We start from the raw sequence: 25,506 nt of genomic DNA on the forward strand, positions 1-25,506 counted from the left end.
TCAGGGCTGGTGATACTTCGATTGCTGCAACTTGTCACGAGCAGCAGCGTCATCAAGATTAAGGTTGCTGGCTTCCACACGTTTGGCCTCCTCGCGCAGCAGTTGCTGCTGTTGGTTAACCGCTACCGCTTGCGCCGCGGCTTTATCGGCGCGCTCGACGGCGGCCTGGGATGCTTGCTGCACCTTGCCGATTTTCTTGCCACCGAAGTAGCTGGCAACCAGCGCGGCGATGACGCCCGCCAGCGCGGCAACCCAGTGCCAGCTGCCGCCGAACAATGTCATGAGCAATGTCATACTTTTTCCTCCATCGCATTTTTCTGCTGGTTGAGGCTTTTCTGGCGGATGAATTGGGCAATCACGCCCATCGCCACCATAAAGGCGCCAATCAGCCCCAAATAGTTGTGCGGCAGAATCGCTTTCACGTCGGGCGGCATGCTGTTCCAGGCATCAAGCGCAGCGGTGGGAAATGATTGCACCCACGCGCTGAGCATCGAACCGAGCGACGCCAGCCATACCGACCAGGTTTTGAATAACAGCCGCGCATGTTTCACGAACTCCAGCGTGGTGAAGCGCTGCATCACCAACACCACCACAATCACTGCCAGCACTGCGGTGACAAAAATCAGCAGTTTCAAATTCATAGCAGCCCCCGATAGATGTCGTAGGTGCCGCTGCGCATCACTTCGGCATGGCGCCGTGCGCGACCCGACGTTTGTCTTGCCCACAGGCTGTCGAGCATGGCGTTGGCCGCGCTGTTGAAATCGCCCTGCGTGATGGCGGTGAGCATGCCGCGAAACATCGCCAGCCCATCCACCCCCAGCTGATATCCCATGCTGATCAGCACATCGCTGCGCGCCTCATTGCATTTGGCCAGCGCCTGCTGCACCAGCGCACGCTGATGCATCTGCTGCACCTTGCCCTCGACAATGCACTGCTTCCACACATCGCCGACGGGACGCGGCACCTGGAAGATGTAGTTGCTAAGCGATGCCCCTTTGGGGCCGATGCGAATGCCGCCAGCGACCGTGGGGAAACCCAGCGAGTCGAGGTAAGGCGCTTCGCGGTAACCCTCTTCGAAATTCAGGATGGCAATAATCTGGCTCATAGAAATTCCTCTTTGACGGGGCGCAACAGCCTGAAAATGGCTGCGCAAAACGGCAAAAAACATAAATCCTGCTGATCGTTTACGACATTGAGTGCGTTTTCATATAAGCGAAACGCTCAAGAATGGTTAAACAGTGAGCAACAATGGAACGTTCCGTTTAAAACTGGGGAAAGTGATGCAGGGTTAACGCACGGCATACAAATAGACGTGGGGCAGACAGCAGTTATCAAAGCTGGGTTGTGCCTGCTGAACACGAACGGGCGCTAGCACGGCGCTGTCAACGCGCGACAGCGTCTGGCGCTGGCAGATGCGTTCAGCAGTGCGCAAGGTGACGTTTTCGTATTCGATGCCGAGTGCGCTGTCGATGCTGCGCTTAAGGCTGAGGGACTGGCGTCGCCGATGGCGGCGCGTGCGTGCATTGCCTGAAAATACTGACTTTCCGTACTGGATAATCGCCATAACTCCTCCTGTTAATGAGTCTTTGGCGATGGGGTGGCAGGCACGGCAATTCGGCTGAGGCCGACGCGTTCGTTATTCCTCTGGAAAATACCCGACGTCAACTTACCCGGCTGCTTTCGCGGCCAGGGTGAAGTGGAGGAGAGTGAAAATCAGAGGGCAACTGACAACGCTGCAAAGTGCGTATCCACCCCATCCCAAAGTTCACTAACTTTGGATGGTATGTATCGCGCTTGTGCAGCGCCTCAATTGTTTAAGAGCGGGCTCATCCGTGAGCAGGTATGTTGTCCATCCATGCTCAAATTATTAACAGGTTCTAATGCATTGGCAAACACCAATGGTTAATTTTTTATTTACCGTCAGTTAAATTAATGATTTCAGCCAAAATATTTTTTTGCCGCAATCTGACGTTTTGTGATCAGCCCAGGATTTGATAATCCCGCGCCTGGCTCATGATCACCCGCGCCACCACTTGCAGCGTCCTGGCTTCTTCCAGCGTGAGGTACCAGGTTTCATAGCGCTTGTTATCGGAGATTACCGCGACCTTTTTGTGCTGAAGTTGCAGGCGTTTGAGATAGAGCTGATCGTCAAGCGTGAACAGGTAAATACCATCGCCATCGAAGCGATGCACGCTGATATCGACAAACAGCTGATCGCGCGGCGCAAAGGTGCCGGCCATCGAATCGCTGTTCAGCGCGATGAGGCGAATATTTTCTGCCGGGCGGCCGTTAAACAGCACCCGCGCCTCTTCCAGCCCATATTCAATGGCTTGAATGGTTTCCACCAGTTCATCGCGCGAAGAGCCGCTGCGCACACCGTGCTGGCCAATATCCAGACTCTCCACGCGAAACAGATGTTTTGGGTTCACCAGACTGCGCTGCGTCAGCAAGGCGGCCGGTTTTTCCATGCCAAATTGCAGCCACTCCACGCGCACGTCGAGTAACTGGCTGAGCGCCAGTAAATTATTATCATCGGGGATCGATTGCCCGTTAAACCATTTCCACACCCCCGGCGTTGAGATCTTGCATCCCCTCTCTTGCAGAGCCAGCGCAACCTGTTTATTCCGTCCATGTCCGACAATTCCCGCGCTTTCGCATGCGGCAATCAGCCTGGCAGTGAATGCTTGTCTCGTACTTTCTTTTTTAACCATCAGTTAATAATCTGCCTTCAGTAAAAGACTGAATGTTATTTTCATTTTTGCTACCAGTTCATTTTATATTACCGGCAGTTTACTACCCAACCGCTTTTATCAATGAAGCTGGACAATCATTATCCCCTTCGGTTAGGGCGAAACCAGTGTTCAGTGCCATATCGCTTGTTCTGACAGGGGTTTTCAGGATTGTTCTGTAGCAATAAGACCAGCATCTAAAGGAAAAAATGGGTGAAAAGCCGCGAGCCCGCCATAGATGACAGAAATAAATCAAAAAGCTCTTGGAATAACTGGATCGAAAACGAAAAAAATGGGCACCGTTTTCGGTGCCCATTGTCATGCAGGAGCGAACATTAGCGACGTAGCGTATCGTCGCCCCACCCTATCCATTTGTAGGTGGTCAGCGCTTCAAGTCCCATTGGACCACGCGCATGCAGCTTCTGCGTACTGACCGCCACTTCAGCACCGAGGCCAAACTGGCCGCCGTCAGTGAAGCGTGTGCTGGCATTAACGTATACCGCCGATGAGTCAACCTGGTTGACGAAGCGATTGGCATTGCCAATGCTGCGCGTCAGAATGCCATCAGAGTGCTGCGTGCCGTGCTCACGGATATGCGCTATGGCTTCATCAATATCCGACACCAGCTTGACGTTCAGATCGTTGGACAACCATTCGTCATCATAATTTTCCGCTTGCACCGCCACCACCTCGGCAGCACCGTTTTGCAGCAGCGCCAGCACATTTTCGTCGGCGTGCAGCGCAATCTTCTCTTGCGCCATACGTTGCAGGAATGCCGGAATGAATGTGTCCGCCTGATCGCGATGGATCAGCAGCGTTTCCAGCGAGTTGCAGGCGCTTGGCCGCTGCTTCTTGGCATTGACGATCACCTCCAGCGCGGCCTCGGTCTCCATGGTTTCATCGAGATAGAGATGGCACACGCCGATGCCGCCGGTAATCACCGGAATGGTGGAGTTTTCACGGCACAGCTTGTGCAAACCTGCACCGCCGCGTGGGATCAGCATATCGACGTAGCGATCGAGCTTCAGCAGCTGATTCACCAGTTCACGATCCGGGTTTTCAATCGCCTGCACCGCGCCCGCCGGCAAACCGTGCTGGGTCAGCGCATTTTGGATCACGCGCACGGTGGCAGCGTTGGTGCGATAAGTCTCTTTGCCGCCGCGCAGAATCGCCGCGTTGCCGGTTTTCAGGCACAGCGATGCCACATCAACAGTGACATTAGGACGCGCTTCATAAATCACGCCAACCACACCCAGCGGCACGCGACGACGTTCAATGCGCAGGCCGCTATCAAGCTGGCCGCCATCCATCAATTGCCCCACCGGATCGGCCAGGCGACACACCTGACGCACATCATCGGCAATGCCTTTCAGACGCTGCGGGTTGAGCGTCAGGCGATCGAGCAGCGCTTCGCTCATGCCATTTTGGCGTGCATCCGCCAAATCCTGCTCGTTCGCCGCCAGGATGTCCGCGCTTTCCGCTTCCAGACGATCGGCGATGGTGAGCAGCACCTGATTTTTTTGTTCGGTGGAGAGTTCTGCCAGTTTGTACGACGCAGCGCGCGCCGCTTTACCCATCTCTTCTAACATTATCTGCTCCTTAACTGACGATCATATCGTCGCGGTGCACCGCTACCGGGCCATATTCGTAACCGAGGATCTCGCCGATTTCCTGGCTGTGATGACCGGCAATCATGCGCATGGCATCGCTGTTATAGCGCGTGACGCCGTGGGCGATATCGCGCCCTTGCAGGTTGCGAATGCGGATCACTTCACCGCGCGAGAAGTTGCCCTGCACGTCACGGATGCCTTTTGGCAGCAGCGAACTGCCGCGCTCCAGCATCGCGGCCAGCGCACCATCATCGATGGTGATTTCGCCCGCCGGCGGTGCGCCAAAGATCCAGCGCTTGCGGTTTTCCAGTGGCGACTGCTGCGCGTGGAAACGCGTACCGACCGGTTTGCCATACAGCACATCGCTAATCACATCCGGACGACTGCCGGCGGCGATGATCACATCGATCCCCGCGCGACAAGCGACGTCCGCCGCCTGCAGCTTGGTCGCCATGCCGCCGGTTCCCAGGCCCGACACGCTGCCGCCCGCGAGGGTGCGTAACGCATCATCGATCTGGTGCACGTCGCTGATCAACTCCGCTTCCGGATTGGTACGCGGATCGGCGGTGAACAAACCTTGCTGATCGGTCAGCAGCAGCAGTTTATCCGCGCCGCCCAGCATCGCCGCCAGCGCCGACAGATTGTCGTTGTCGCCCACTTTAATTTCAGCGGTGGCCACCGCATCGTTCTCGTTGATCACCGGCACGATATGGTTGTCGAGCAGCGCGCGCAGCATGTCTCGCGCATAAAGGAAACGTTCACGGTCTTCCATATCAGCGCGCGTCAGCAGCATTTGCCCGATGTGAATGCCGTAGATTGAAAACAGTTGTTCCCACAGCTGGATCAAACGGCTCTGCCCCACCGCAGCCAACAGCTGCTTTGAGGCGATGGTAGGCGGCAGTTCGGGGTAACCAAGGTGTTCGCGTCCAGCGGCAATGGCGCCAGAGGTAACGATAACAATGCGATGGCCCGCGGCGTGCAACTGCGCACACTGACGAACCAACTCCACCATGTGCGCCCGATTCAACCGGCGTGAACCGCCGGTGAGGACGCTAGTACCCAACTTGACCACAAGGGTCTGACTGCCACTCATGTTTTTCCTGCCATGTAAGAAAAAAATCTGCGAAGGGACGTTTTATCAGGAGTGAGCAAGGAAGCCAACAACAGCAAGGGGAAAAGCACAAAAATCCCCTGACAATGCGGTAGACCAAAAGTTCGCGATTAACAAGAAAGCCGAAAAACTGTCATAAAACGTTCATCACCAACCGGTAAAAAGTCGGTGTTTTACAAAACCTTTCACGGGTACAACAAATTTTACTCATTGGGATTGATAGCAAAATGAAGAAGAGCACACTGGCATTAGTTGTATCAGCGCTGGCACTGGCTTCCACCGCAAACGCCGCAGAAGTGTATAACAAAGACGGTAATAAACTGGACTTCTACGGCCGTGTTAAAGCTGAACACTACTTCAGCGATAACGCGTCAAGCGACGGTGACAAATCTTACGTGCGTATCGGTTTCAAAGGCCAGACGCAGATTAATGACCTGATGACCGGTTACGGTCAGTGGGAATATCAGTACAACGCGAATAATTCTGAAGGTTCTGATGCCAACGCAGGCAACAAAACCCGTCTGGGCTTTGCTGGTCTGAAATTCGGCCAATACGGTTCATTCGACTACGGTCGTAACTACGGCGTGTTGTATGACGTCGAGGCCTGGACTGACGTATTCCCAGAGTTCGGCGGTGACGGTACCGCGCGTACCGATAACTTCATGACTGCGCGTGCAACTGGCGTAGCCACTTACCGTAACAGCAACTTCTTTGGTCTGGTTGATGGCCTGCGCTTCGCGCTGCAATATCAGGGCAAAAACGACGCCACCAGCGCCAACGCCCGTGGCAGCATCACCGATACGTCACGTCAGAACGGCGACGGTTACGGTGCGTCACTGGGTTACACCATTGCTGACACCGGCATCAGCCTGATGTCGGCCATCACCTCTTCTGACCGTACTAACCAGCAGCAGCTGCAGGCACTGGGTAGCGGTGATAAAGCGGAATCATGGGGCGCCGGTATCAAGTATGATGCGAACAGCATCTACCTGGCTTCTATCTACACCGAAACCCGCAACATGACGCCAATCGGCACCCGCGGTTTTGCTAACAAAGCGCAGAACTTCGAAGTGGTAGCGCAGTATCAGTTCGACTTCGGCCTGCGTCCGTCCCTCGGCTATATCCAGACCAAAGGCAAAGACATCGAAGGGATCGGTGACGAGGATCTGGTTAAATACATCGACGTGGGCATGACTTACTACTTCAACAAAAACATGTCGACCTTTGTGGATTACAAAATCAACCAGCTGGATGACAACAACAAGCTGAACCTGAACAACGATGACGTTGTGGCCGTTGGCTTAACTTACCAATTCTGATTGAGCTCTACCCTCGTTGTGTCTATAAAAAAAGAGCCGGCTCATCACCGGCTCTTTCCTTTTTAAACCCTTAAAAGTCTATCAGGCGCTCAGTTTCACTGGCTCTTCTTTAAAGCCTTCCGCCGGGCGCAGATCGAGTTTCTGTTCCAGCAGCATCGCTTTCAGACGCTCATGGAAATTACGCAGCGTGCTTTCCACTTTGGCATTGTTCTCTTTGCCTTTGATGGTCGCAGCGCCCCAATCACCCGCTTTATCAAACAGGCCAAAATGATATTCGTATGTGAAGTGATCTTCATAGGCTTCCAGCGTCATCCACCAGCCCCAAAACTCACGCAGCTCAGGTGCAGGCTTGACGTTGACACACGCTGCCAGGCAATCGAAGAAGAAGCGTGTATCTTCACATTTGCCTTCACGGATATACGGCCCCAATTCGGTGAAGCGCTTAAGCAGGCGACTACGGGGGTGACCACTCGGTAATGTCATCTCTTTTCCCTTAACCCTTTAAATTGCACTTCCAGCTTTCCATTAACATAAAAATGGAAAATCCCGGATATAAGTAGTAGCAGAGTTCAGAGATTTCGCCAGTTAGCCTTTCAACTGTTTTTCCAGCCAGTCACAAATTTGATTGAGCGCTTTGTCAAAACTGGCAAAAACCGGCTTGGCGGGAATCGCCAGCGTCTTGCCCTGCGACGAGGAGTTGGCGATCAACTGCGCGTCTGTTTCCGGACCGAAAATATCATCCGGCCAATAAGCCGCCAGCATCGGCGTTGGCGTGCGGCGGCCGAGTAAGCCTTGCACCTTCAACGAGTAGCGGTTGAGTTCAGTACGCAGATTGCTGTCGGAGGTTGAGGACATACCGAGACGGCTCGCCAGCATATCCATGTACATATCCGGCAGCTGTTGCTGCTGTTGCGCATCCACAAACACGCTGTGCACCATGGCTCCCAGCGTCGCTACCGCGCGTACTCGCGGCACTTCCAGATAGGCCAGACGTGTCGCCACGTTGGCACCGAAGCGGTAGCCCAGCAGCGCCACGCGTGTATGATCGATCCACGGCACATTGCTCAGTTCACGCAGCACCTGCTGATGCACCTGGCTGGTGTCCTGATTCAGCATCCATTTGCTGCTAAATCCTACCGATGGCATATCCAGCGTCAGCATGGCGATGCCACGCGGCGCGAGATAGTCGTGGAACAGGCGATAGTGATCGCTCTGCAGCGAATCAAGGCCGCCGCACAGCAGCACGGTGGGATACGGCGCTTCGGCTTGCGCGGGCATATGCAGGAACCCCGTCACCGGACTGCCGCCGCTCATCGGAAAAGTCAGGGATTTTAGTTCGCCCGGCAGACGCTGCGTGGCCTCTTCGTAGGCGCGATTGGCCAGCACCTGCGCCTGATCGGCCAGCTCGTCGCCTTTGATGTAAGGGTAAGCCGCGAGGCTGAACAGATTGGCGGCGTGCAGCCAATGCTGACCGGCATCGTCATGGTTTTCGCTCTCTAACGCGCGCTGCTGCCAGATCGCCGCCTGCTTCGACCACTCATAATTCCAGTTGCCGCCGCGATAGCCAATCACAGTATCGAGCAAGGCTTCATTGGTGCGTTCGAACTCGCTCACCGCGATACGCGCCAGCACTTCGCTGATCTCCTGCGGCGACAGACCGCGCCACGTCCACAGCAGCTTGTTCAGCATGCGATACCAGCCGCGCTGCGTATCCCCTTCGAGGGCGTTATGCACCTGCACGGCGGCATGATGCTGGCGATGCACTAATGAGGAGGTTTCCGGGTGTTTAAAACGCGGTTTGAACAGTTCTTCGCTCAGGTTTTTATCAGACATCTCAGCTATTCTCCTGCCAACAACGTGGCGATGGCTAAGAGTGTACTGCACCCGCCATACGCGCGCGAGGCGCAGAAAGCACAACGCCCGGCATAACCGGGCGTTGTTTGCGATGCATCAATTAGCTTTTGACGATTGGCGGGATGTAGACCACGCCCATGTCCCAGGGCTGCTCGATCCAGGTGTTCTGCGGGATATCGACAATGTAGTCGTCCACCAGCGCACGGCCAGCTGGCTTAGCGAAGATGGTGCAGAAACGCGCTTTAGGATACATGTCGCGGATCGCCTGCGCGGTGCCGCCGGTATCCACCAGGTCATCAATCACGATGAAGCCTTCACCGTCGCCTTCGGCACGCTTCAGCACTTTCATTTCGCGCTGATGATCGTGATCGTAGCTGGAGATGCACACGGTATCGACGTAGCGAATACCGAGTTCACGCGCCAGCAGCGATGCCGGAACCAGACCACCACGGCTCACCGCGATGATACCTTTCCACTGTTCCACAGGAAGCAGGCGCTGGGCCAGTTTACGGGCATGGATTTGCAACATGTCCCAGGTTACGACGTATTTTTCGCTCATATAAAGGAATCCCGGCCAAGAAACTTGGCTTAAAAAATATGCAAGGGGGAAAAGGTTGCGCGAGATTATAAGGATCTGACGCCTTAAAAACCAGCATCTGTCTTACTGGTTGCAGGTTTTTAGCGCGGCTGATTACGCACCCGGCGAGAAACAGTGATATTCTCAGGCCCATCACGTCAGATCTTCTGACGACGATTTTTACTGGAAACCCGCGTGCGTGCGGTATGTCCGCCACGCTGACACAGGAGATGCATGGTGTCTGAATTGTCGCAACTTTCACCCCAACCGCTTTGGGATATTTTTGCCAAAATCTGTTCCATTCCGCACCCTTCTTACCATGAAGAAGCACTGGCCGAACACGTTGTCGGCTGGGCAAAAGAGCAAGGTTTGTGGGTTGAGCGCGATCAGGTTGGCAACATCCTGATTCGTAAACCCGCTACCGCCGGTATGGAAAAACGCACGCCGGTGGCGCTGCAGGCGCACCTCGATATGGTGCCGCAGAAGAACAATGACACGGTGCACGACTTCACTAAAGATCCGATTCAGCCGTATGTTGATGGCGAATGGGTGAAAGCGCGCGGCACCACGCTGGGCGCGGATAACGGCATTGGTATGGCGTCTGCGCTGGCGGTGCTGGCTGACAACAGCCTGATTCACGGTCCGCTGGAAGTGTTGCTGACCATGACCGAAGAGTCCGGTATGGACGGCGCCTTTGGTTTACAGCCGAACTGGCTGCAGGCCGACATTCTGATCAACACCGACTCGGAAGAGGAAGGTGAGATCTACATGGGTTGCGCCGGTGGTATCGACTTCATCACCACCCTGCCGCTGACGCGTGAAGCGATTCCTGCGGGCTATGAAACCCTGAAGCTCACGCTGAAAGGCCTGAAAGGCGGTCACTCTGGTGCCGACATTCATCATGGTCTCGGTAACGCCAACAAACTGCTGGCGCGCTTCCTGGCACTGCACGCGCGTGAACTCGATGTTCGTCTGATCGAATTCACCGGCGGTACGCTGCGTAACGCTATCCCGCGTGAGGCTTTTGCTACGCTGGCGATCGACAGTCATAAGGTTGATGCACTGAAATCTGCTGCGGCACATTTCCAGGCGACGCTGTTGAACGAGTTGGGCATTAAAGAGAAGAACATCGCTGTGGTCACCGAGTCGCTGGCGCATCAAGGCCAGGCGCTGAACGCTGACAGCCGCGATCGCTTCCTTAATCTGCTGAACGCTACACCAAACGGCGTGATCCGTAACTCTGACGTGGCGAAAGGCGTGGTGGAAACCTCGCTGAACGTCGGCGTGGTGACCATGGATCAGGACAATGCCGAAATCATCTGCCTGATTCGTTCACTGATCGATACCGGTAAAGATTGGGTGGTTGAAGTGCTGACCTCGCTGGCCGATCTAGCCGGGGCGAAAAGCGCACCTAAAGGCGGCTATCCGGGCTGGCAGCCTGATGCCGATTCACCGGTGATGGCGCTGACGCGTAAAACTTATGAAGCGCTGTTTGGCAAAACGCCGAACATTCAGGTGATTCACGCCGGTCTGGAGTGTGGTCTGTTCAAGAAGCCGTATCCAAACATGGATATGGTGTCGATTGGCCCAACCATCACCGGCCCGCATTCGCCGGATGAGCAGGTTCACATCGAAAGCGTGGGTCTGTACTGGAAACTGCTGACCGCGCTGCTCAGCGTGGTGCCAGAAAAAGCGTAAGATTGCGCTTTCGCGATGAACCCGACTTCGGTCGGGTTTTTTTATGCCTGCGAAGGATTGCGCAATAAATTGCGCCGCTACAAAAGTGACGTGTGTAAGGTGTGGAAATAAAACGCTGTAAATACCGTAGCGGCGCAATTTATTGCGCAAATCTACAAACAGCACATCCCGCTGAATAAATACGATTACACCTCTCGGTTAACCCAAATCTTTCCATCAAACCAGATTTAGCCGCCATAACGTCCAGATGTCTGGATGGCTAATAAGATTTCGTGCTAGCTTATGCCCTTTCGTTCGTTGCCGAGAGTGATGGTTCAGGAAAAAATGCCCCCAACTCAACTAATTAAGGGCCCGGTTCAATGAGTGCGATCAACCGCCTGGAGATGCGTAATATCTCCATTGCCTTTGGCGGTTTCGCCGCGCTCGCGCAGGTGGATTTTCTGACTGAAGGCGGCTCGGTGCATGCGTTGACGGGCGCTAACGGCGCCGGAAAATCTACGCTGATGGCGGTGCTGGCTGGCGCACACGATCATTACAGCGGTGAGATTCTGCTGGATGATGTGCCGGTCACTATTCGCTCACCGCGCGATGCCAAAAAGCTCGGCATTCATCTGGTGCAGCAGGAAGTGGATGTGGCGCTGGTGCCACAGCTCAGCGTGGCCGAAAACATTCTGCTCGATCGTTTAGCCGAACCGGGTCACGTCTACAGCTGGCGCGAGATTCGCCGCCAGGCGCGTACGTTACTGGCGCAGCTGGAAGTGAACATCGACGTCAACCGTTTGGTGGAGCGCTGCTCGCTGGCAGAGAAGCAGCAAATCCTGCTGGCGCGCGCCCTGTCCCATCACTGCCGCTTTCTGATCCTGGATGAACCCACCGCCCCGCTCGATCAGCATGAGAGCGAGCGCCTGTTTACCGTGGTGCGTCGCTTGCAGTCCAGCGGCATTGGCGTGGTGTTTATCTCGCACCGCATTCACGAACTGAAAGCGATTTGCGACCGCTTAACGGTGCTGCGCGATGGTCGTCTGATCGAAAGCAGCCCGATGGCGGCGCTAAACGGTGAGCAGATCGTGGAAAAAATGCTCGGACATCGGCTCGATGATGTTTTTCCGCCGCGTCGCGCCCGTGCGACTCAGCCGCTGCTGCTGTCGGTGGAAGGCTTACACGACGATCGGCTACTGCAGGATATTTCGCTGCGTCTGCATAAAGGGGAAATTCTGGGCATTGCCGGTCTGGCGGGAGCCGGTAAAACCGAGCTGTGCAAAGCGCTTTTTGGTGCCAGCAAAAGCCGTGTGACAAAGGGCGAACTGCACGGCAAACCGTGGCGACCGCGTTCACCGCATGATTCAGTAGAAAACCGCATGGCGCTGGTGCCGGAAGAGCGCCGCAAAGAGGGCATTTTCATCGATGAACCGGTGAGCATGAATCTGAGCATCAGCGCCGATAACAGCTTCTCGCGCTGGAGCCTGTTTGGTCATCGCCAGGCGTGGCGTTGGGCGGAAGCGGTGATTCAGCGCCTGAATGTGCGCACCACCGGACCGGGGCAAATCCTGCGTCGTTTGTCGGGCGGCAACCAGCAGAAAGTGGCGATTGGCAAGTGGCTGCGCAACAACGCCGATGTGCTGATTTTTGATGAGCCGACGAAAGGCGTCGATATCAAAGCCAAAACCGATCTGTTCACGCTGATCGATGGCTTAGCGCGTGAGGGCAAAGGCATCATTTATGCCTCGGGCGAGTTTTCTGAATTGGTCGGTCTGTGCGACCGCATTTGTGTGCTCTGGGATGGGCGCATTGTGGCAGAGATGGAGGGCAACACCGCCACAGAAGAGGCACTTTTGCTTTATTCCACCGGAGGAACACCTGCGTGAGCAGCAAAGAACTATCCCTAAACTCGCAGCCTTCTCTGCGCCATCGGCTGTTTGATTTCCTCTATAAGTGGGGCATGTTGCTGACCGTGGTGATTTTGATTGCCGCATTTGGTCTCGCTTCGGACAGCTTCCTCGAACCGACCAACATCATTAACATCCTGCGCTCGATTGCCATCGTCACGGTGATTGCGATTGGCGTGTCGATTTCGCTGACCATTGGCGGCTTTGACCTGTCGGTGGGATCCACCGCTTCGCTGGCCAATGCGCTGGTGATTTCGCTATTCGTCTGGCACGGCTTTGGCACCACCGGAGCCATCATTATTACGCTGCTGCTGTGTACGCTGGTTGGCTTGTTCAACAGCTTCCTGATTGTGGTGCTACGTATTCCCGACATGCTCGCCACCCTCGCCACGCTGTTTGTGATTCAGGGCGTGGCGATGACCTACAGCTTTGGTGGTTCCATTACCGAGAATATGGTGCTGCCGAGCGGCGACATGGCCGAAGGCACCATTCCTGCGGCCTTTGGCCTGCTCGGCCAGGTGCCGACTATCGTGATTATCATGCTGGTGGTCACCATTGTGGCGCAGCTGGCGCTGTCGCTGACCAAGCATGGCCGTCGTATGTACGCGCTGGGCGGCAATCCTGAAGCAGCGCGTCTCTCCGGCATTCGTACCACGCGCTATCGCGTGCTGGCGTATGTGCTGGCCTCACTGCTGGCTGGCTTGGGCGGCATTTTGCTGGCATCACGCATCGGCTCTTCGCAGGTGAATGCCGGCGGCGGTTATCTGATGGATGCCGTTGCCGCAGCGTGGATCGGCTTCTCGCTGGCCGGTTCGGGCAAACCGAATGCGCTGGGTACCTTGGTGGGCGCCATCATTCTTGGTGTGTTGCAGAACGGGCTGGTGATGTTGTCGGTGCCCTATTACGCGATGGACATTATTAAAGGTCTGGTACTGGCGCTGGCGCTGGCGATGACTTACATCCAGCGCCGTTAAGGCGCGTTTAATCAGAAAGAGATCATAATGAAAAAAATTACCCTTTCGCTGCTGGCGGTTAGCCTGCTCAACGCCAGCGCCGCCTTCGCCGATGCCGCAGTACCTGAGGTTATCGCTAACCATGAAGGCCCGGTACGCATCGCCATCATCCGCAACCTGGGTTCGGACGATAACACCACGCAGTTTGTCGCCGGTGCGATTCAGCAAGGCCGCCAGCTGGGCTTTAAGGTCAGCACTTTCCTCAGCAATGGCGACGATGCGCGCTTCCAGGATTTCGTTAACCAGGCGATTAGCCAGAAATATGACGGCATTATCCTGTCGCACGGTAAAGATCCCTACTCCACGGCGCTGGTGCAGCGTATTGCCGCAGCGGGCATCAAGCTGTCGGTGTTTGATACGCCGGTTAATACGCCGGTAGAGGGCGTCACCGTGACGGCGCAGAATGATGCTTCGCTGGCGCAGGAATCACTCGGCAGCTTAATCAAAGACTTCAACGGCAAGGCGAATATCGTCAAGCTGTGGGTGGCCGGTTTCCCGGCGATGGATCGTCGTCAGGTGGTGTATGAGAAGCTGCTGAAAGAGAATCCGGACATTCATCAGCTGGAGTCGATTGGCGCGGTTTCATCTGATGTACAGGGCGATACCGCTAACAAGATTGGCGCGATTCTGGCGAAATACCCGAAAGGCAAGATCGATGCGATCTGGGGTTCGTGGGATGCCTTCAGCCAGGGCGCGTATAAAGCCCTGCAGGAGAATGGTCGTACCGAGATCAAACTGTATAGCATCGACGTATCCAATCAGGATCTGCAGTTGATGCACGAAAAAAACAGCCCGTGGGTACAAACCGTGGCGGTGGATCCGAAAACCATTGGCGCAGTGAATATGCGTTTGGTGGCGAACAAGATTGCAGGCGAAACCACACCGGCGACTTACGAGTTTAAAGCGTCATCGATTTCTCAGCAGCAGTTGAACAGCCAGCAAGGTGCGGTCAACGTGGCGTCGCTGAATAAGATCATTCCAGGCTGGGGCGAAAATAACGATTTCATCGCGCCATGGTTTGCAACGCTGGAAGCGAAGTACGGTAAGAAGTAGTTGTCCCTCACCCTAACCCTCTCCCACAAGTGGGAGAGGGAACCGATCGGCGTTATCTTCTCCCTCTCATGCTGACGGGAGAGGGAACCGATCGGTGCGGTTGGTTTTACTCCTTCTCCCGCTGGCGGGAGAAGGCCGGGATGAGGGGCAGCGCGCACAATCTCACAACCCCAACACCAACTGCCGCTCCAACTGCGGATCCACCATCGTGACATGCAATCCCACCAGCCGCACGCCGCGCCCTGCTCTGCGTTCATCCCACGCCTGACGCGCCACCGCGATCATGTCGTCTTTATTCAGCACCGGCCAAACGTGCTCCTGCGTGGTTTGCTGGAAATCATTGAACTTCAGTTTCACGCCTTGTCGGGCGATCTGCTTATCCGGCTTGATGGCGGTTAAGCGGCGATCCAACTCCGCATAGAGAAAATCAATAATCTCCAGACACTGCTCCCAGCTGTGAATATCTTCCATCAGGGTGCGTTCAACGCCGAGCGATTTGCGTTCGCGCTCAACCACCACATTGCGCTCATCCACGCCGTTGCTGCGTTCCCACAAGATGCGGCCAAACTTGCCAAAGCGTTTAAGCAGCAGCGCCAAATCGGCGCGCTGCACATCCGCGCAGGTGCGCAAGCCCATCTCTTCCAGCTTTTTAGTCGCCACTTTACCCACGCCAGGAATTTTACTGAGCGGCAGCGTCAGTAGAAAATCGGACATCGCGTCCGGCGTAATCACATATTGCCCGTTGGGTTTGTTGAGATCGGAAGCGATCTTGGCGAGAAACTTGATCGGCGCGATGCCGGCGGAAGCGGTCAACCCGGTTTCACGCAGGATATCGGCACGAATCGCCTGCGCCATTAATGTCGCCGAGCCATGGCAATGCAGGCTGTCGGTCACATCCAGATAGGCTTCATCCAGCGACAGCGGTTCAATCAGCGAGGTGTAACGTGAGAAGATGTCGCGGATCTGGCGGGAGGCTTCTTTATAGGCATCAAAGCGGCCAGGCAGCAGCCGCAAATGCGGGCAAAGTTTCAGCGCCATGCCGGTCGGCATCGCGCTGCGCACGCCATATTTACGTGCCGGATAGTTCGCGGTGCTGATCACGCCACGTTGCACGCGGCTGCCGCCAATGGCGATAGGAATATCACGTAAAGAGGGATCGTCGCGCATCTCAACCGCTGCATAAAAGCAGTCCATATCGACATGAATAATTTTGCGCATACGCCCTCCCAGATACTGGATAAGTATACAGCAGCGAAAAATATCGGCAATATTTGTTGAGAGCGAGATTAAAGTTTACAAATTAGTGGTCGTATTCCTTTTAGGAACGCGCCATTTTCTCGGACACTGGCTTGATTAAAAGCCAGACAATGTTAATGTTGCGCTGCGATAGCGGATATTTCCGATAATGCAATACCCGGACGCACAGCGTCATCGTCTCTCTCCACATCAAGGTATCTACAGAATGGGCAGAATCGCATTAACGCTTGCGATGATTCTTATGCCGCTCCTTAGCTGGGCAATGAACCCCGAGCCTAAGCAACCGCTGGCTCCGGTGAGCAAAGAGTTAAAGAAACAACTAATTGGCACCCCCGTTTTTATTCAGATTTTCAAGGAAGAGCGTACGCTGGAACTGTACGGCAAAATCGGGAATGAATATCGTCTGCTGGACAGCTATCGCATCTGTAATTTCTCTGGCGGTTTAGGACCTAAACGTCGTCAGGGCGATTTCAAAAGTCCGGAAGGCTTTTATAACGTTAAGCTGAACCAGTTAAAACCGGATAGCCGTTTTTATCGCGCTATTAATACCGGTTTTCCCAATCAGTACGATCGCGCTAAAGGCTATAACGGTAACTATTTAATGATTCACGGCGATTGCGTGTCAGTGGGCTGCTACGCAATGACGGATGCATCGATGGATGAGATCTTCGCCTACACCAACGCCGCGCTGCGTAATGGTCAGCAGGAGATTCAGGTCAATATCTATCCGTTCCGCATGACAGACAGCAATATGCAGCGTCATAAATACTCGACGTACATTAACTTCTGGCGTGAACTGCAGCCGGGCTATGCGTACTTCGCTAAGTACCGTGTGCCGCCTACCGTGAACGTGACGGCCACCGGCCAATATGCGGTGAACAGCACGCCGGTGATCGCTACACCGGATGCTGCCTCGAAATCATTCCTGGCGCTCACCCAGGCAAAATAGTGCCCACTCGCCTGGCACTATCCGGTGCCAGGTTTCATTGCCCGTCAGCGGTTGCGTAGCAATCACCGTCACCACATCTTGCGGCGTCGTCTGCTGCTGAAAATCAATTTCCACATCCTGATCGAGCAACGTCGCTTTGCCAAACGGCGCACGGCGCGTAATCCAGTAGAGATTGGTCGAACAGAACGCCATCAGATAGCGCCCATCCGATAACAGCATGTTGAAGACACCCTTCTCACGCATTTCTGCTGCCAGCTCGGCAATGTAGCGGAACACCGCTGGCCAGTTGCCCGGCGTGCGCGGATAACGCTCGGTCAGTTTGTGCAGCATCCAGCAAAATGCTTTCTCGCTGTCGGTTTCACCAATCGGACGAAATGGCCCGGTATCCAGCTGACGATAACCTTTGAGCTGACCATTATGTGCGTAGGTCCAGTTGCGGCCCCACAGCTCACGCGTGAACGGATGGGTATTTTCCAGCGACACTTCACCGCGATTCGCCTGGCGGATATGCGCCACCACCGAATGCGATTTGATCGGGTATTCCTGCACCAAACGGGCTATCGGCGAGTTAAAGCTCGGCTGCGGATCTTTGAAGGTGCGGCACCCTTTTCCTTCGTAGAACGTGATGCCCCAACCATCTTTGTGCGGCCCGGTTCCACCGCCACGCTGCACCAGACCGGTAAAACTGAAACAGATGTCCGTGGGGACATTGGCGCTCATCCCGAGCAATTCGCACATAGCAACCGCCTTAAGTTAGATCCTCTCGCGCGCGGCGAGAGGAACGCATCATGACTTAACCATCTCTTTTTCAATCAACAGCATCAGAATATGGATCACTTTGATGTGGATCTCCTGAATGCGGTCGGCATAGCCAAAGTGCGGCACACGAATTTCGATATCCGCGGAACCTGCCATCTTGCCGCCATCTTTGCCGGTCAGAGTAATCACTTTCATGCCTTTCGCGCGCGCAGCTTCCACGGCTTTGATGATGTTGGCAGAGTTACCGGACGTAGAAAGACCCAGCAGCACATCGCCTTCACGGCCTACCGCTTCGATATAGCGTGAGAACACAAAGTCATAACCAAAATCGTTACTGACGCACGACAGGTGGCTGACATCAGAAATGGCAATCGCCGGGTAGCCAGGACGGTTTTCACGGTAGCGTCCAGTCAGCTCTTCAGCAAAATGCATCGCATCGCAGTGCGAGCCGCCGTTACCGCAGGAGAGCACCTTGCCGCCCGCTTTAAAGCTATCGGCCAGCAGAACTGCGGCGCGCTGAATGGCGTGAATGTTGGCTTCGTCACTCAGGAACGTGTTGAGCGTATCGGCTGCTTCATTGAGTTCTGAGCGAATAATGTCCTGATACATAGAGATGTCCTTTAGAGGAAAGATTGACCCGGCAAGTTTAACGGAATGGGGCTAAGCCGCAAAGCGCCTGCCATAAGGAAAAGCGCGGCGTCTCGAGGAAGTTTGGCAGTTGTTGCGCATCGTGCAACGAATTTGTGAGATGTGTTGTAATTGCGATGTAAACAGATTGATAAATTTTGCCCCATATTCTAAACCTACATCCATAACAGGTCAGACCTCTTACTACTTATGGAGTGGTTCATTATGTTGGTTGCCTCAATCGTTGCGACGCTAATCCTGCTTAGCGTGTTGTTCTACCACCAAATTTCGCTTCAGCTGAGCAGCGTAATTCTGCTGCTGTGGACCGGCGCACTGGCGGCCGCTGACTTATGGACGCCATGGATGCTGCTGCCGCTGGCGATTATTCTGCTGCCATTTAACCTGCCGGTGATGCGTCGCAGCCTGTTCTCGAAACCGGCGCTGCACAGCTTCCAAAAAGTGATGCCGCCGATGTCGCGCACCGAAAAAGAGGCGATCGATGCCGGCACCACATGGTGGGAAGGCGACCTGTTCCGCGGCAAACCGGACTGGCAGAAGCTGCACAACTATCCGCAGCCGCGCCTGACCGAAGAGGAGCAGGCCTTTATCGATGGTCCGGTCGAAGAAGCGTGCCGCATGGCTAACGACTTCGAAATCACCCATGAAATGGCCGATCTGCCGCCGGAGTTGTGGGCGTATCTGAAACAGCATCGCTTCTTCGCCATGATCATTAAGAAAGAGTATGGCGGCCTGGAATTCTCCGCCTATGCGCAGGCGCGCGTGCTGCAGAAACTGGCGGGCGTCTCCGGCATTCTGGCGATCACCGTTGGCGTACCGAACTCACTCGGCCCCGGCGAACTGCTGCAACATTACGGTACTGATGAGCAGAAAGATCATTACCTGCCGCGTCTGGCGCGCGGTGATGAGATCCCGTGCTTTGCCCTGACCAGCCCGGAAGCGGGCTCGGATGCCGGCGCGATTCCCGATACCGGCGTGGTGTGCATGGGCGAGTGGCAAGGTCAGCAAGTGCTGGGCATGCGTCTTACCTGGAACAAGCGCTATATCACGCTGGCACCGATTGCCACCGTGTTAGGCCTGGCGTTCAAACTCTCCGATCCGGATCATCTGCTGGGCGAGACTACAGAGCTTGGCATCACTTGCGCACTGATCCCAACGCACACGCCTGGCGTAGAAATCGGCCAACGTCACTTCCCGCTCAACGTGCCGTTCCAGAACGGTCCAACGCGCGGTAAAGACATTTTCGTACCCATCGACTTCATCATCGGCGGCCCATCCATGGCCGGCCAGGGCTGGCGCATGCTGGTGGAGTGTTTGTCCGTTGGTCGCGGCATCACGCTGCCTTCAAACTCAACCGGCAGTCTGAAAAGCATTGCGCTGGCGACCGGTGCCTATGCGCACATCCGCCGTCAGTTCAAAGTCTCTATCGGCAAGATGGAAGGGATCGAAGAGCCGCTGGCACGCATTGCTGGTAACGCCTACGTGATGGATGCTGCCGCGACACTGATCACCAGCGGCATTATGCTCGGTGAAAAACCGGCGGTGCTATCGGCGATTGTGAAGTATCACTGCACCCATCGCGGTCAGCGCGCGATTATCGACGCGATGGATATCGCTGGCGGTAAAGGCATTATGCTGGGCGAAAACAACTTCCTGGCGCGGGCTTATCAGGGTGCACCGATCGCCATCACCGTGGAAGGCGCTAACATCCTGACGCGCAGCATGATCATCTTCGGCCAGGGCGCGATCCGCTGCCATCCGTGGGTGCTGGAAGAGATGAACGCCGCAGCGAAAAACGATTTGGTGACCTTTGACCGCGCGCTGTTCAGCCATATTGGCCACGTAGGCAGTAATAAAGTACGCAGCCTGTGGCTGGGCTTAACCGGCGGCCGCACTAGCGCCACACCAACCCGCGACGCCACGCGCCGCTACTATCAGCACCTTAACCGTTTGAGCGCCAACCTCGCGCTGCTGTCAGATGTATCGATGGCGGTGCTGGGCGGCAGCCTGAAACGTCGTGAACGTATCTCGGCGCGTCTCGGCGATGTGCTGAGCCAGATGTATCTGGCCTCCGCCACCCTGAAGCGCTATGACGATGAAGGCCGCAACGAAGCCGATTTGCCGCTGGTACATTGGGGCGTGCAGGATGCGCTGCATCAGGCCGAAGTGGCGATGGATGATTTGCTGCGTAACTTCCCGAACCGCATGGTGGCCGGTGCGCTGCGACTGGTGATCTTCGCCGGTGGTCATCACTGCCCGGCACCGTCAGATAAACTGGACCACAAGCTGGCGAAACTGCTGCAGCTGCCTTCTGCGACCCGTACCCGTTTGGGCCGCGGCCAATATCTGGCACCAAGCGCACATAATCCTGCAGGTCAGCTGGAGCAGGCGCTGCAGGATGTGATGGCCGCCGAAGTGATTCACGATCGTTTATGCAAGCAGCAGAAAAAACATCTGTCGTTTACCCGACTGGATGCGCTGGCACAAGAGGGCCTGAAAGCGGGCTGGATTGATGAGAGCGAAGCGCAGGTCTTGATCCGTGCGGAAGCCAGCCGTTTGAAAGCGATTAACGTCGATGATTTCGCGCCGGAAGCGCTGGCGGTGCCAAAGCCGCAGACGAAATCCAACCCGCGGGCCAGTGAAGCCGCTTAAAACACAAAAGCCTCCGCATGGAGGCTTTTTTATTTCATTCACGCCAGCCTTAACCCGCCTGACGAATCCGCGCAATCAGCGCATCCACATCAGCAACATGATCGGCAGCCAGAATCAGCGTGCGTCCCAACGTGATACAGCTGCGAATACACTCGGTGCGCATGGTCTCATCTTCAATCTGTTTGAAATCCGCAACGTGAGACATCCCCACCGTGCGACGGATCAACTCGGTACCGCAATAACCCAAGGTATCGCGCCACACTTTGCGCAGGAAAGATTCGGCGTAACCGGGATAGGCCAGCGCCACATCGCGGGTTTTCTCTTTCGCCAATTCCAGGAAGCGGCTGGCAAACTGATTACAAATATCCTGCACGTCACTCAGACGACGTTCACGCCCTTCTGCTGCCTCACGCGGCGCCAGCAAGCCCGGCAGGCAGCAGTAGTTGATCAGCAAGTTGCCAATCGCGCTGCCGACATCAAAACCTATCGGCCCAAAGTAACCAAACTCCGCATCAATCACTTTCAGGCTGCCATCGGCGACAAAGATGGAACCGCTGTGTACATCGCCATGCAGCAAGGCTTCCGCATCGGCGAAGAAACGGTGCTTGAGACCGGCCACGGCGATTTTTAGCGCATCGTCGCTGCGCAGGCTGACCACCAGCGATTCCAGCGCCGCAGGATATTTGTTGCGCTCATGGTCAATAAACGGATCGTTGAAGAATAAGTCTTCGGTGATTTCGCACATTTCCGGATTAATGAAACGCGCCACTTCGGCTTTTTTCTTATGCGGATGCAGGAAGAAATCGGAGGTATGGAACAGCGTCTGCGCCAGATATTCGCCAACCTGACGACCGGCCTGCGGATAATACGCACCCTTCACCAATTCGCTCCGCCAGATACGATGACTGGAGAGATCCTCCATCACCATCACCGCCAATTCGGCATCGTAATGAGTGACGTTGACGGTGTGCTGCGGGCAATGTTTGTAGTGCTCAATCAACGTCTGCGCTTCGAGACGCGCACGATCCAGCGTGAGTGGCCAGGATTCACCGACACAACGCACATAGGGCAGCGCCTGTTTTACCACCACACGGCTGCGGCCTTGATTATCGAAAATTTTAAACACCAGGTTGAGATTGCCATCCCCGATCTCCTCGGCGCTCGCCAGCGCTGACGGATCGTCCACGCCGCCAAATTGTTGAGCATATTCCACAGCATCGGCAGCATTGAACGTACGGTATTGCGACATTGCCTGTTCCTCGATTATCGATAGTAATAAGCCGTTCAGACGTCTATACATCCGTTACGCATGTTGGCACAATAGCTAGCATTAACGCAACAGGGATTTCACACCATGCAAACACTTCGTACCACCAGCCTTGAGGTCCGCGATAATCAATTGTGGATCCTTGACCAGCAGGCGCTGCCACAACAACAAAACTGGCTGCCCGCGCACAGCGTCACGCAGTTGGTCGAACACATTCATGCCTTGCGCGTGCGCGGTGCGCCGCTGATTGGCCTCTCAGCCAGTTTGCTGCTGGCGCTGCTGGGTGAGCAAGGCGCAGCGCGCGCAGAATTAGTGACGGCGCTTGAGGTGCTGCGCGCGGCGCGCCCAACGGCGGTGAACCTGATGAATAACCTTGATCGCATGAAAACTGCGTTGGCCGAAAGTGATTTCGTCACGGCGCTGAGCCGCGAAGCACTGCGTCTGGTGGCCGAAGATAAGCATCTGTGTGACAACATCGCCCGCGCCGGCAGCACGCTGGTAAAACCGGGCAGCCAGCTGCTGACGCACTGCAATACCGGCGGGCTGGCGACTGCGGGCGTCGGCACGGCGCTCGGCGTTATCGCTTATGCCCACCAGCAAGGTTTGGTGAAAAATGTCTGGGTGGATGAGACGCGGCCGCTGCTACAAGGTGGCCGTTTAACCGCGTGGGAGCTGGGTGAGCTAAACATTCCTTATCAGCTGATTACCGACTCGATGGCCGCCAGTCTAATGGCGCGCGGCGTGGTCGATGCTATTTGGGTCGGCGCGGATCGTATAGCAGCGAATGGTGATGTCGCGAACAAGATTGGCACCTATAGCCTGGCCGTGCTGGCGCACTATCACGGTATTCCGTTCTACGTCGCCGCACCGCACACTACGCTGGATCGTCAATGTCCAAACGGCGACGCCATCCCTATCGAGCAGCGCGCAGCCAGCGAAGTGACCGGCGTTGCAGGCAGTTTTGGTAGCGTGCAGTGGGCACCGGAAAGTGCGGCAGTCTATAACCCGGCCTTTGATGTGACGCCAGCGGCGTTGATTAGCGGTTGGGTGCTGGATACCGGTGTGGTGACGCCTGCGCAGGTAGAGGAAGGGATATTTTTGCCGTAAATAGGCGCAATTTGCCCCTCACCCTAACCCTCTCCCACAACTGGGAGAGGGAACCGATCGAGCAAATCTGCACGCTTGGTTTTCTCCCTCGCCCGCTTGCGGGAGAGGGCCGGGGTGAGGGCAAAAAATCACGCCAAACGCGGATACGCATCAGCAATCTTATCGCCGGTGAAATTCGCGACCCAGCCTTCCTGATTATCGAAAATGCGGATCGCGGTAAAGTGCGGCTCAGAGCCCATATCAAACCAGTGCGCCGTGCCAGCGGGCACCGAGATCAGATCATTCTTCTCACACAAAATCTGATACACCTCGCCCTCCAGATGCAGACAGAACAGCCCTGAACCTTCAACAAAGAAGCGTACTTCATCTTCGCTATGCGTATGTTCGTTAAGGAACTTGGTGCGCAGCACCTCTTTCTGCGGATTATCCGCACGCATGCTCAGCACATCCCAGCTCTGATAGCCCTTCTCGGCCACCAGACGATCAATCGCATGTTGATAGGCGTTGATCACCGTCTCTGCATCAGGATCCGCACCCAAATCGCGATCGGCTTCCCAGCGTTCAAAGCGCACGTTTTTCGCGTTAAGACGCTCGCGAATCGCCTCGGCATCGGTGCTGTGCCACACCGGTTGCTGGGCTTCGGTATCGGTAAAAATGGTCAATGCACTCATGTTAAATCGACTCCGGTTTAATCTGGGAAAAATCGTTGACCTGGTGATGACGACTGCCGTTATCCGCCGCGCCACGAATTAACTGCACGGTATGCCAGCCCGCATCCGCTGCCGCATCCAGCTCCTGATGAATATCCGACAGGAACAGCAATGACGCAGGCGCAAGGCCGATTTTTTCGGCGATATTGCGATACGATTGCGCTTCACGTTTCGCGCCGACGCCGGTATCAAAATAGCCGCTGAACAGCGAGGTTAAATCACCTTCATCGCTGTAGCCAAATAACAGTTTTTGCGCGGCCACCGATCCCGAGGAATAAACATACAGGCCAATCCCCTGCTGCTGCCAGCGCGCAAAAGCCGGCAGCACGTCGGGATAAAGGTGGCCGGTGAACTGGCCTTCAACGTAGCCGGCGCGCCAAATCATGCCCTGCAGGGCTTTGAGGCCCGGTGATTTGCGATCCTCATCGATATAATTCTTGAGTGTGGTAATCAGCTCCTCCAGCGTGGCCTGAGGCGCAGCGGACTCTGCACGCACCGCGTTGAGTGCGGCGGCGACGTTTTCATCGGTATGATTTTCCCGCACGTACGCCGCTAAACGCTGACGCGCATAAGGGAACAATACCTGATGCACAAACTGGATATCGCTAGTGGTGCCTTCAATATCGGTAACAATGGCGCGGATCATTTGGCCTCCAGCAGGCGACGTTGCAGTTCACATTCAAAAAGGAATTCCAGACCTTCCAGATGGCGACGCGCTTCGTTCACGTCCTTGCCCCAGCAGGTCAAACCGTGGCCGCGCAGCAGAAAACCATATTGCAGCGGCGTAACGGCGGCAAAAGCTTCAATGCGCTGCGCCAGCGCCGTCATGTCCTGATCGTTATCGAACAAGGGAATGGCGATGGTGTTCAGATGCGTCTGCTGCCCGGCCAGCGTTTTCTGCATCTCATAACCACTGAGCAGCAGCGCATCGCTCTTCTCCACCCGCGACAGCACCGTCGAGTTGACCGTGTGCGTATGCAGCACCGCACCCGCCTGCGGAAACAGGCGATAAATCAAGGTATGCAGACCGGTCTCCGCCGAAGGCGTGCGGCCCGATGGCACGGCGTTGGTAGCGATTTCAACCTGGATAAAATCATCGCGCGTCAGGCTGCCTTTATCTTTGCCGGACGCACTCAGCAGACAATACTCCGCGTCCTGCCGCACCGACATATTACCGCCGGTCGCAGGTGCCCAGCCTTTGCCACCAATCCAGTGGCAGGCGGCCACTAAATGTTCCAGTGGAAGAAAATCCGTCATAGCGATATACCGACTCCGCAGGTTAGTTTAGACGTCTAAGCGTCTCGATTGCC

General features: G+C 55.5%; 25 protein-coding genes. 8 read left to right on the forward strand and 17 right to left on the reverse strand.

Annotated elements, in window-relative coordinates:
• From DEU53_RS16790 to proB, 7 genes are all read right to left on the reverse strand, one after another.
• Positions 1 to 294: a hypothetical protein gene (locus DEU53_RS16790; RefSeq protein WP_110867798.1), complete on the reverse strand. Its 294-nt coding sequence runs from the start codon at positions 292 to 294 to the stop codon at positions 1 to 3.
• A complete protein-coding gene (locus DEU53_RS16795; RefSeq protein ID WP_110867799.1) occupies positions 291 to 641 on the reverse strand; it encodes a hypothetical protein in 351 nt (116 codons plus the stop codon). The genes DEU53_RS16790 and DEU53_RS16795 overlap by 4 nt, the downstream gene beginning before the upstream one ends.
• Positions 638 to 1,105, reverse strand: a complete 468-nt coding sequence (locus DEU53_RS16800) for a glycoside hydrolase family protein (RefSeq protein ID WP_101762511.1) — start codon at positions 1,103 to 1,105, stop codon at positions 638 to 640. Before DEU53_RS16800 ends, DEU53_RS16795 begins: the two co-directional genes overlap by 4 nt.
• A 183-nt stretch (positions 1,106 to 1,288) precedes the next feature.
• Positions 1,289 to 1,564, reverse strand: a complete 276-nt coding sequence (locus DEU53_RS16805) for a hypothetical protein (protein WP_110867800.1) — start codon at positions 1,562 to 1,564, stop codon at positions 1,289 to 1,291.
• Positions 1,565 to 1,979: 415 nt separating this feature from the next.
• Positions 1,980 to 2,711: a S24 family peptidase gene (locus DEU53_RS16810; protein WP_101762513.1), complete on the reverse strand. Its 732-nt coding sequence runs from the start codon at positions 2,709 to 2,711 to the stop codon at positions 1,980 to 1,982.
• Positions 2,712 to 3,064: 353 nt separating this feature from the next.
• Positions 3,065 to 4,318, reverse strand: coding sequence for a glutamate-5-semialdehyde dehydrogenase (gene proA / locus DEU53_RS16815; protein WP_101762514.1), 1,254 nt, complete (start codon positions 4,316 to 4,318; stop codon positions 3,065 to 3,067).
• Between the two features lie 10 nt (positions 4,319 to 4,328).
• Positions 4,329 to 5,432 (reverse strand): glutamate 5-kinase, encoded by a 1,104-nt coding sequence (proB, locus tag DEU53_RS16820; RefSeq protein ID WP_101762515.1) that lies wholly within the window; start codon positions 5,430 to 5,432, stop codon positions 4,329 to 4,331.
• Between the two features lie 245 nt (positions 5,433 to 5,677).
• Between proB and ompC the strand changes: the two genes are divergently transcribed.
• The gene (ompC, locus tag DEU53_RS16825) at positions 5,678 to 6,769 is read left to right on the forward strand and encodes a porin OmpC (RefSeq protein ID WP_101762516.1); all 1,092 of its coding nucleotides are present in this window, start codon (positions 5,678 to 5,680) and stop codon (positions 6,767 to 6,769) included.
• An 81-nt stretch (positions 6,770 to 6,850) separates the two neighbouring features.
• Here the strand turns inward: ompC and crl are convergent, their stop codons facing one another.
• The 3 genes from crl to gpt form a co-directional block, all read right to left on the reverse strand.
• Complete coding sequence (gene crl, locus DEU53_RS16830) at positions 6,851 to 7,252, reverse strand: sigma factor-binding protein Crl (RefSeq protein ID WP_110867801.1); 402 nt, start codon at positions 7,250 to 7,252, stop codon at positions 6,851 to 6,853.
• 102 nt (positions 7,253 to 7,354) lie between these two features.
• Positions 7,355 to 8,602: an esterase FrsA gene (frsA, locus tag DEU53_RS16835; protein ID WP_110867802.1), complete on the reverse strand. Its 1,248-nt coding sequence runs from the start codon at positions 8,600 to 8,602 to the stop codon at positions 7,355 to 7,357.
• Between the two features lie 121 nt (positions 8,603 to 8,723).
• A complete protein-coding gene (gpt, locus tag DEU53_RS16840) occupies positions 8,724 to 9,182 on the reverse strand; it encodes a xanthine phosphoribosyltransferase (protein WP_007887137.1) in 459 nt (152 codons plus the stop codon).
• 255 nt (positions 9,183 to 9,437) lie between these two features.
• Here gpt and pepD point away from each other — a divergent pair, with 255 nt between their 5' ends.
• From pepD to DEU53_RS16860, 4 genes are all read left to right on the forward strand, one after another.
• Positions 9,438 to 10,898 carry a beta-Ala-His dipeptidase gene (pepD, locus tag DEU53_RS16845; protein ID WP_167391190.1) on the forward strand — a complete coding sequence of 487 codons (1,461 nt, stop codon included), beginning with the start codon at positions 9,438 to 9,440 and terminating at the stop codon, positions 10,896 to 10,898.
• 359 nt (positions 10,899 to 11,257) lie between these two features.
• Positions 11,258 to 12,763: a sugar ABC transporter ATP-binding protein gene (locus tag DEU53_RS16850; protein ID WP_110867803.1), complete on the forward strand. Its 1,506-nt coding sequence runs from the start codon at positions 11,258 to 11,260 to the stop codon at positions 12,761 to 12,763.
• A complete protein-coding gene (locus DEU53_RS16855) occupies positions 12,760 to 13,758 on the forward strand; it encodes an ABC transporter permease (RefSeq protein ID WP_110867804.1) in 999 nt (332 codons plus the stop codon). The genes DEU53_RS16850 and DEU53_RS16855 overlap by 4 nt, the downstream gene beginning before the upstream one ends.
• A gap of 27 nt (positions 13,759 to 13,785) precedes the next feature.
• Positions 13,786 to 14,850 (forward strand): sugar ABC transporter substrate-binding protein, encoded by a 1,065-nt coding sequence (locus DEU53_RS16860; protein WP_110867805.1) that lies wholly within the window; start codon positions 13,786 to 13,788, stop codon positions 14,848 to 14,850.
• A 162-nt stretch (positions 14,851 to 15,012) separates the two neighbouring features.
• Here DEU53_RS16860 and dinB read toward each other — a convergent pair whose 3' ends face one another.
• Positions 15,013 to 16,068, reverse strand: coding sequence for a DNA polymerase IV (gene dinB, locus DEU53_RS16865; RefSeq protein WP_101762522.1), 1,056 nt, complete (start codon positions 16,066 to 16,068; stop codon positions 15,013 to 15,015).
• Positions 16,069 to 16,312: 244 nt separating this feature from the next.
• Between dinB and dpaA the strand changes: the two genes are divergently transcribed.
• Positions 16,313 to 17,056, forward strand: coding sequence for a peptidoglycan meso-diaminopimelic acid protein amidase (gene dpaA / locus DEU53_RS16870; RefSeq protein WP_110867806.1), 744 nt, complete (start codon positions 16,313 to 16,315; stop codon positions 17,054 to 17,056).
• Here dpaA and DEU53_RS16875 read toward each other — a convergent pair.
• Both DEU53_RS16875 and lpcA read right to left on the reverse strand, forming a co-directional pair.
• On the reverse strand, positions 17,027 to 17,794 hold the full coding sequence (locus DEU53_RS16875) for a class II glutamine amidotransferase (RefSeq protein ID WP_008108933.1): 768 nt from the start codon (positions 17,792 to 17,794) through the stop codon (positions 17,027 to 17,029). The two genes, dpaA and DEU53_RS16875, sit on opposite strands and share 30 nt — an antisense overlap.
• A gap of 48 nt (positions 17,795 to 17,842) precedes the next feature.
• Positions 17,843 to 18,424: a D-sedoheptulose 7-phosphate isomerase gene (gene lpcA, locus DEU53_RS16880; protein WP_110867807.1), complete on the reverse strand. Its 582-nt coding sequence runs from the start codon at positions 18,422 to 18,424 to the stop codon at positions 17,843 to 17,845.
• Between the two features lie 243 nt (positions 18,425 to 18,667).
• On the opposite strand from lpcA, the gene fadE reads away from it, so the two are divergent.
• Complete coding sequence (gene fadE, locus DEU53_RS16885) at positions 18,668 to 21,112, forward strand: acyl-CoA dehydrogenase FadE (RefSeq protein WP_110867808.1); 2,445 nt, start codon at positions 18,668 to 18,670, stop codon at positions 21,110 to 21,112.
• A gap of 49 nt (positions 21,113 to 21,161) precedes the next feature.
• Here the strand turns inward: fadE and mtnK are convergent, their stop codons facing one another.
• The gene (mtnK, locus tag DEU53_RS16890) at positions 21,162 to 22,361 is read right to left on the reverse strand and encodes an S-methyl-5-thioribose kinase (protein WP_110867809.1); all 1,200 of its coding nucleotides are present in this window, start codon (positions 22,359 to 22,361) and stop codon (positions 21,162 to 21,164) included.
• A gap of 105 nt (positions 22,362 to 22,466) precedes the next feature.
• On the opposite strand from mtnK, the gene mtnA reads away from it, so the two are divergent.
• Positions 22,467 to 23,486, forward strand: a complete 1,020-nt coding sequence (mtnA, locus tag DEU53_RS16895) for an S-methyl-5-thioribose-1-phosphate isomerase (RefSeq protein ID WP_110867810.1) — start codon at positions 22,467 to 22,469, stop codon at positions 23,484 to 23,486.
• Positions 23,487 to 23,614: 128 nt separating this feature from the next.
• Here the strand turns inward: mtnA and DEU53_RS16900 are convergent, their stop codons facing one another.
• The 3 genes from DEU53_RS16900 to DEU53_RS16910 are packed head-to-tail and all read right to left on the reverse strand — an operon-like array spanning position 23,615 to position 25,453.
• Complete coding sequence (locus DEU53_RS16900) at positions 23,615 to 24,157, reverse strand: acireductone dioxygenase (protein ID WP_101762530.1); 543 nt, start codon at positions 24,155 to 24,157, stop codon at positions 23,615 to 23,617.
• A 1-nt stretch (position 24,158) separates the two neighbouring features.
• The gene (mtnC, locus tag DEU53_RS16905) at positions 24,159 to 24,842 is read right to left on the reverse strand and encodes an acireductone synthase (protein WP_110867811.1); all 684 of its coding nucleotides are present in this window, start codon (positions 24,840 to 24,842) and stop codon (positions 24,159 to 24,161) included.
• On the reverse strand, positions 24,839 to 25,453 hold the full coding sequence (locus DEU53_RS16910) for a methylthioribulose 1-phosphate dehydratase (RefSeq protein WP_110867812.1): 615 nt from the start codon (positions 25,451 to 25,453) through the stop codon (positions 24,839 to 24,841). Before DEU53_RS16910 ends, mtnC begins: the two co-directional genes overlap by 4 nt.
• Positions 25,454 to 25,506 lie beyond the last annotated feature (53 nt).

This window comes from Pantoea sp. AG1095, from assembly GCF_003208415.1.
GTDB lineage: Bacteria > Pseudomonadota > Gammaproteobacteria > Enterobacterales > Enterobacteriaceae > Pantoea > Pantoea leporis.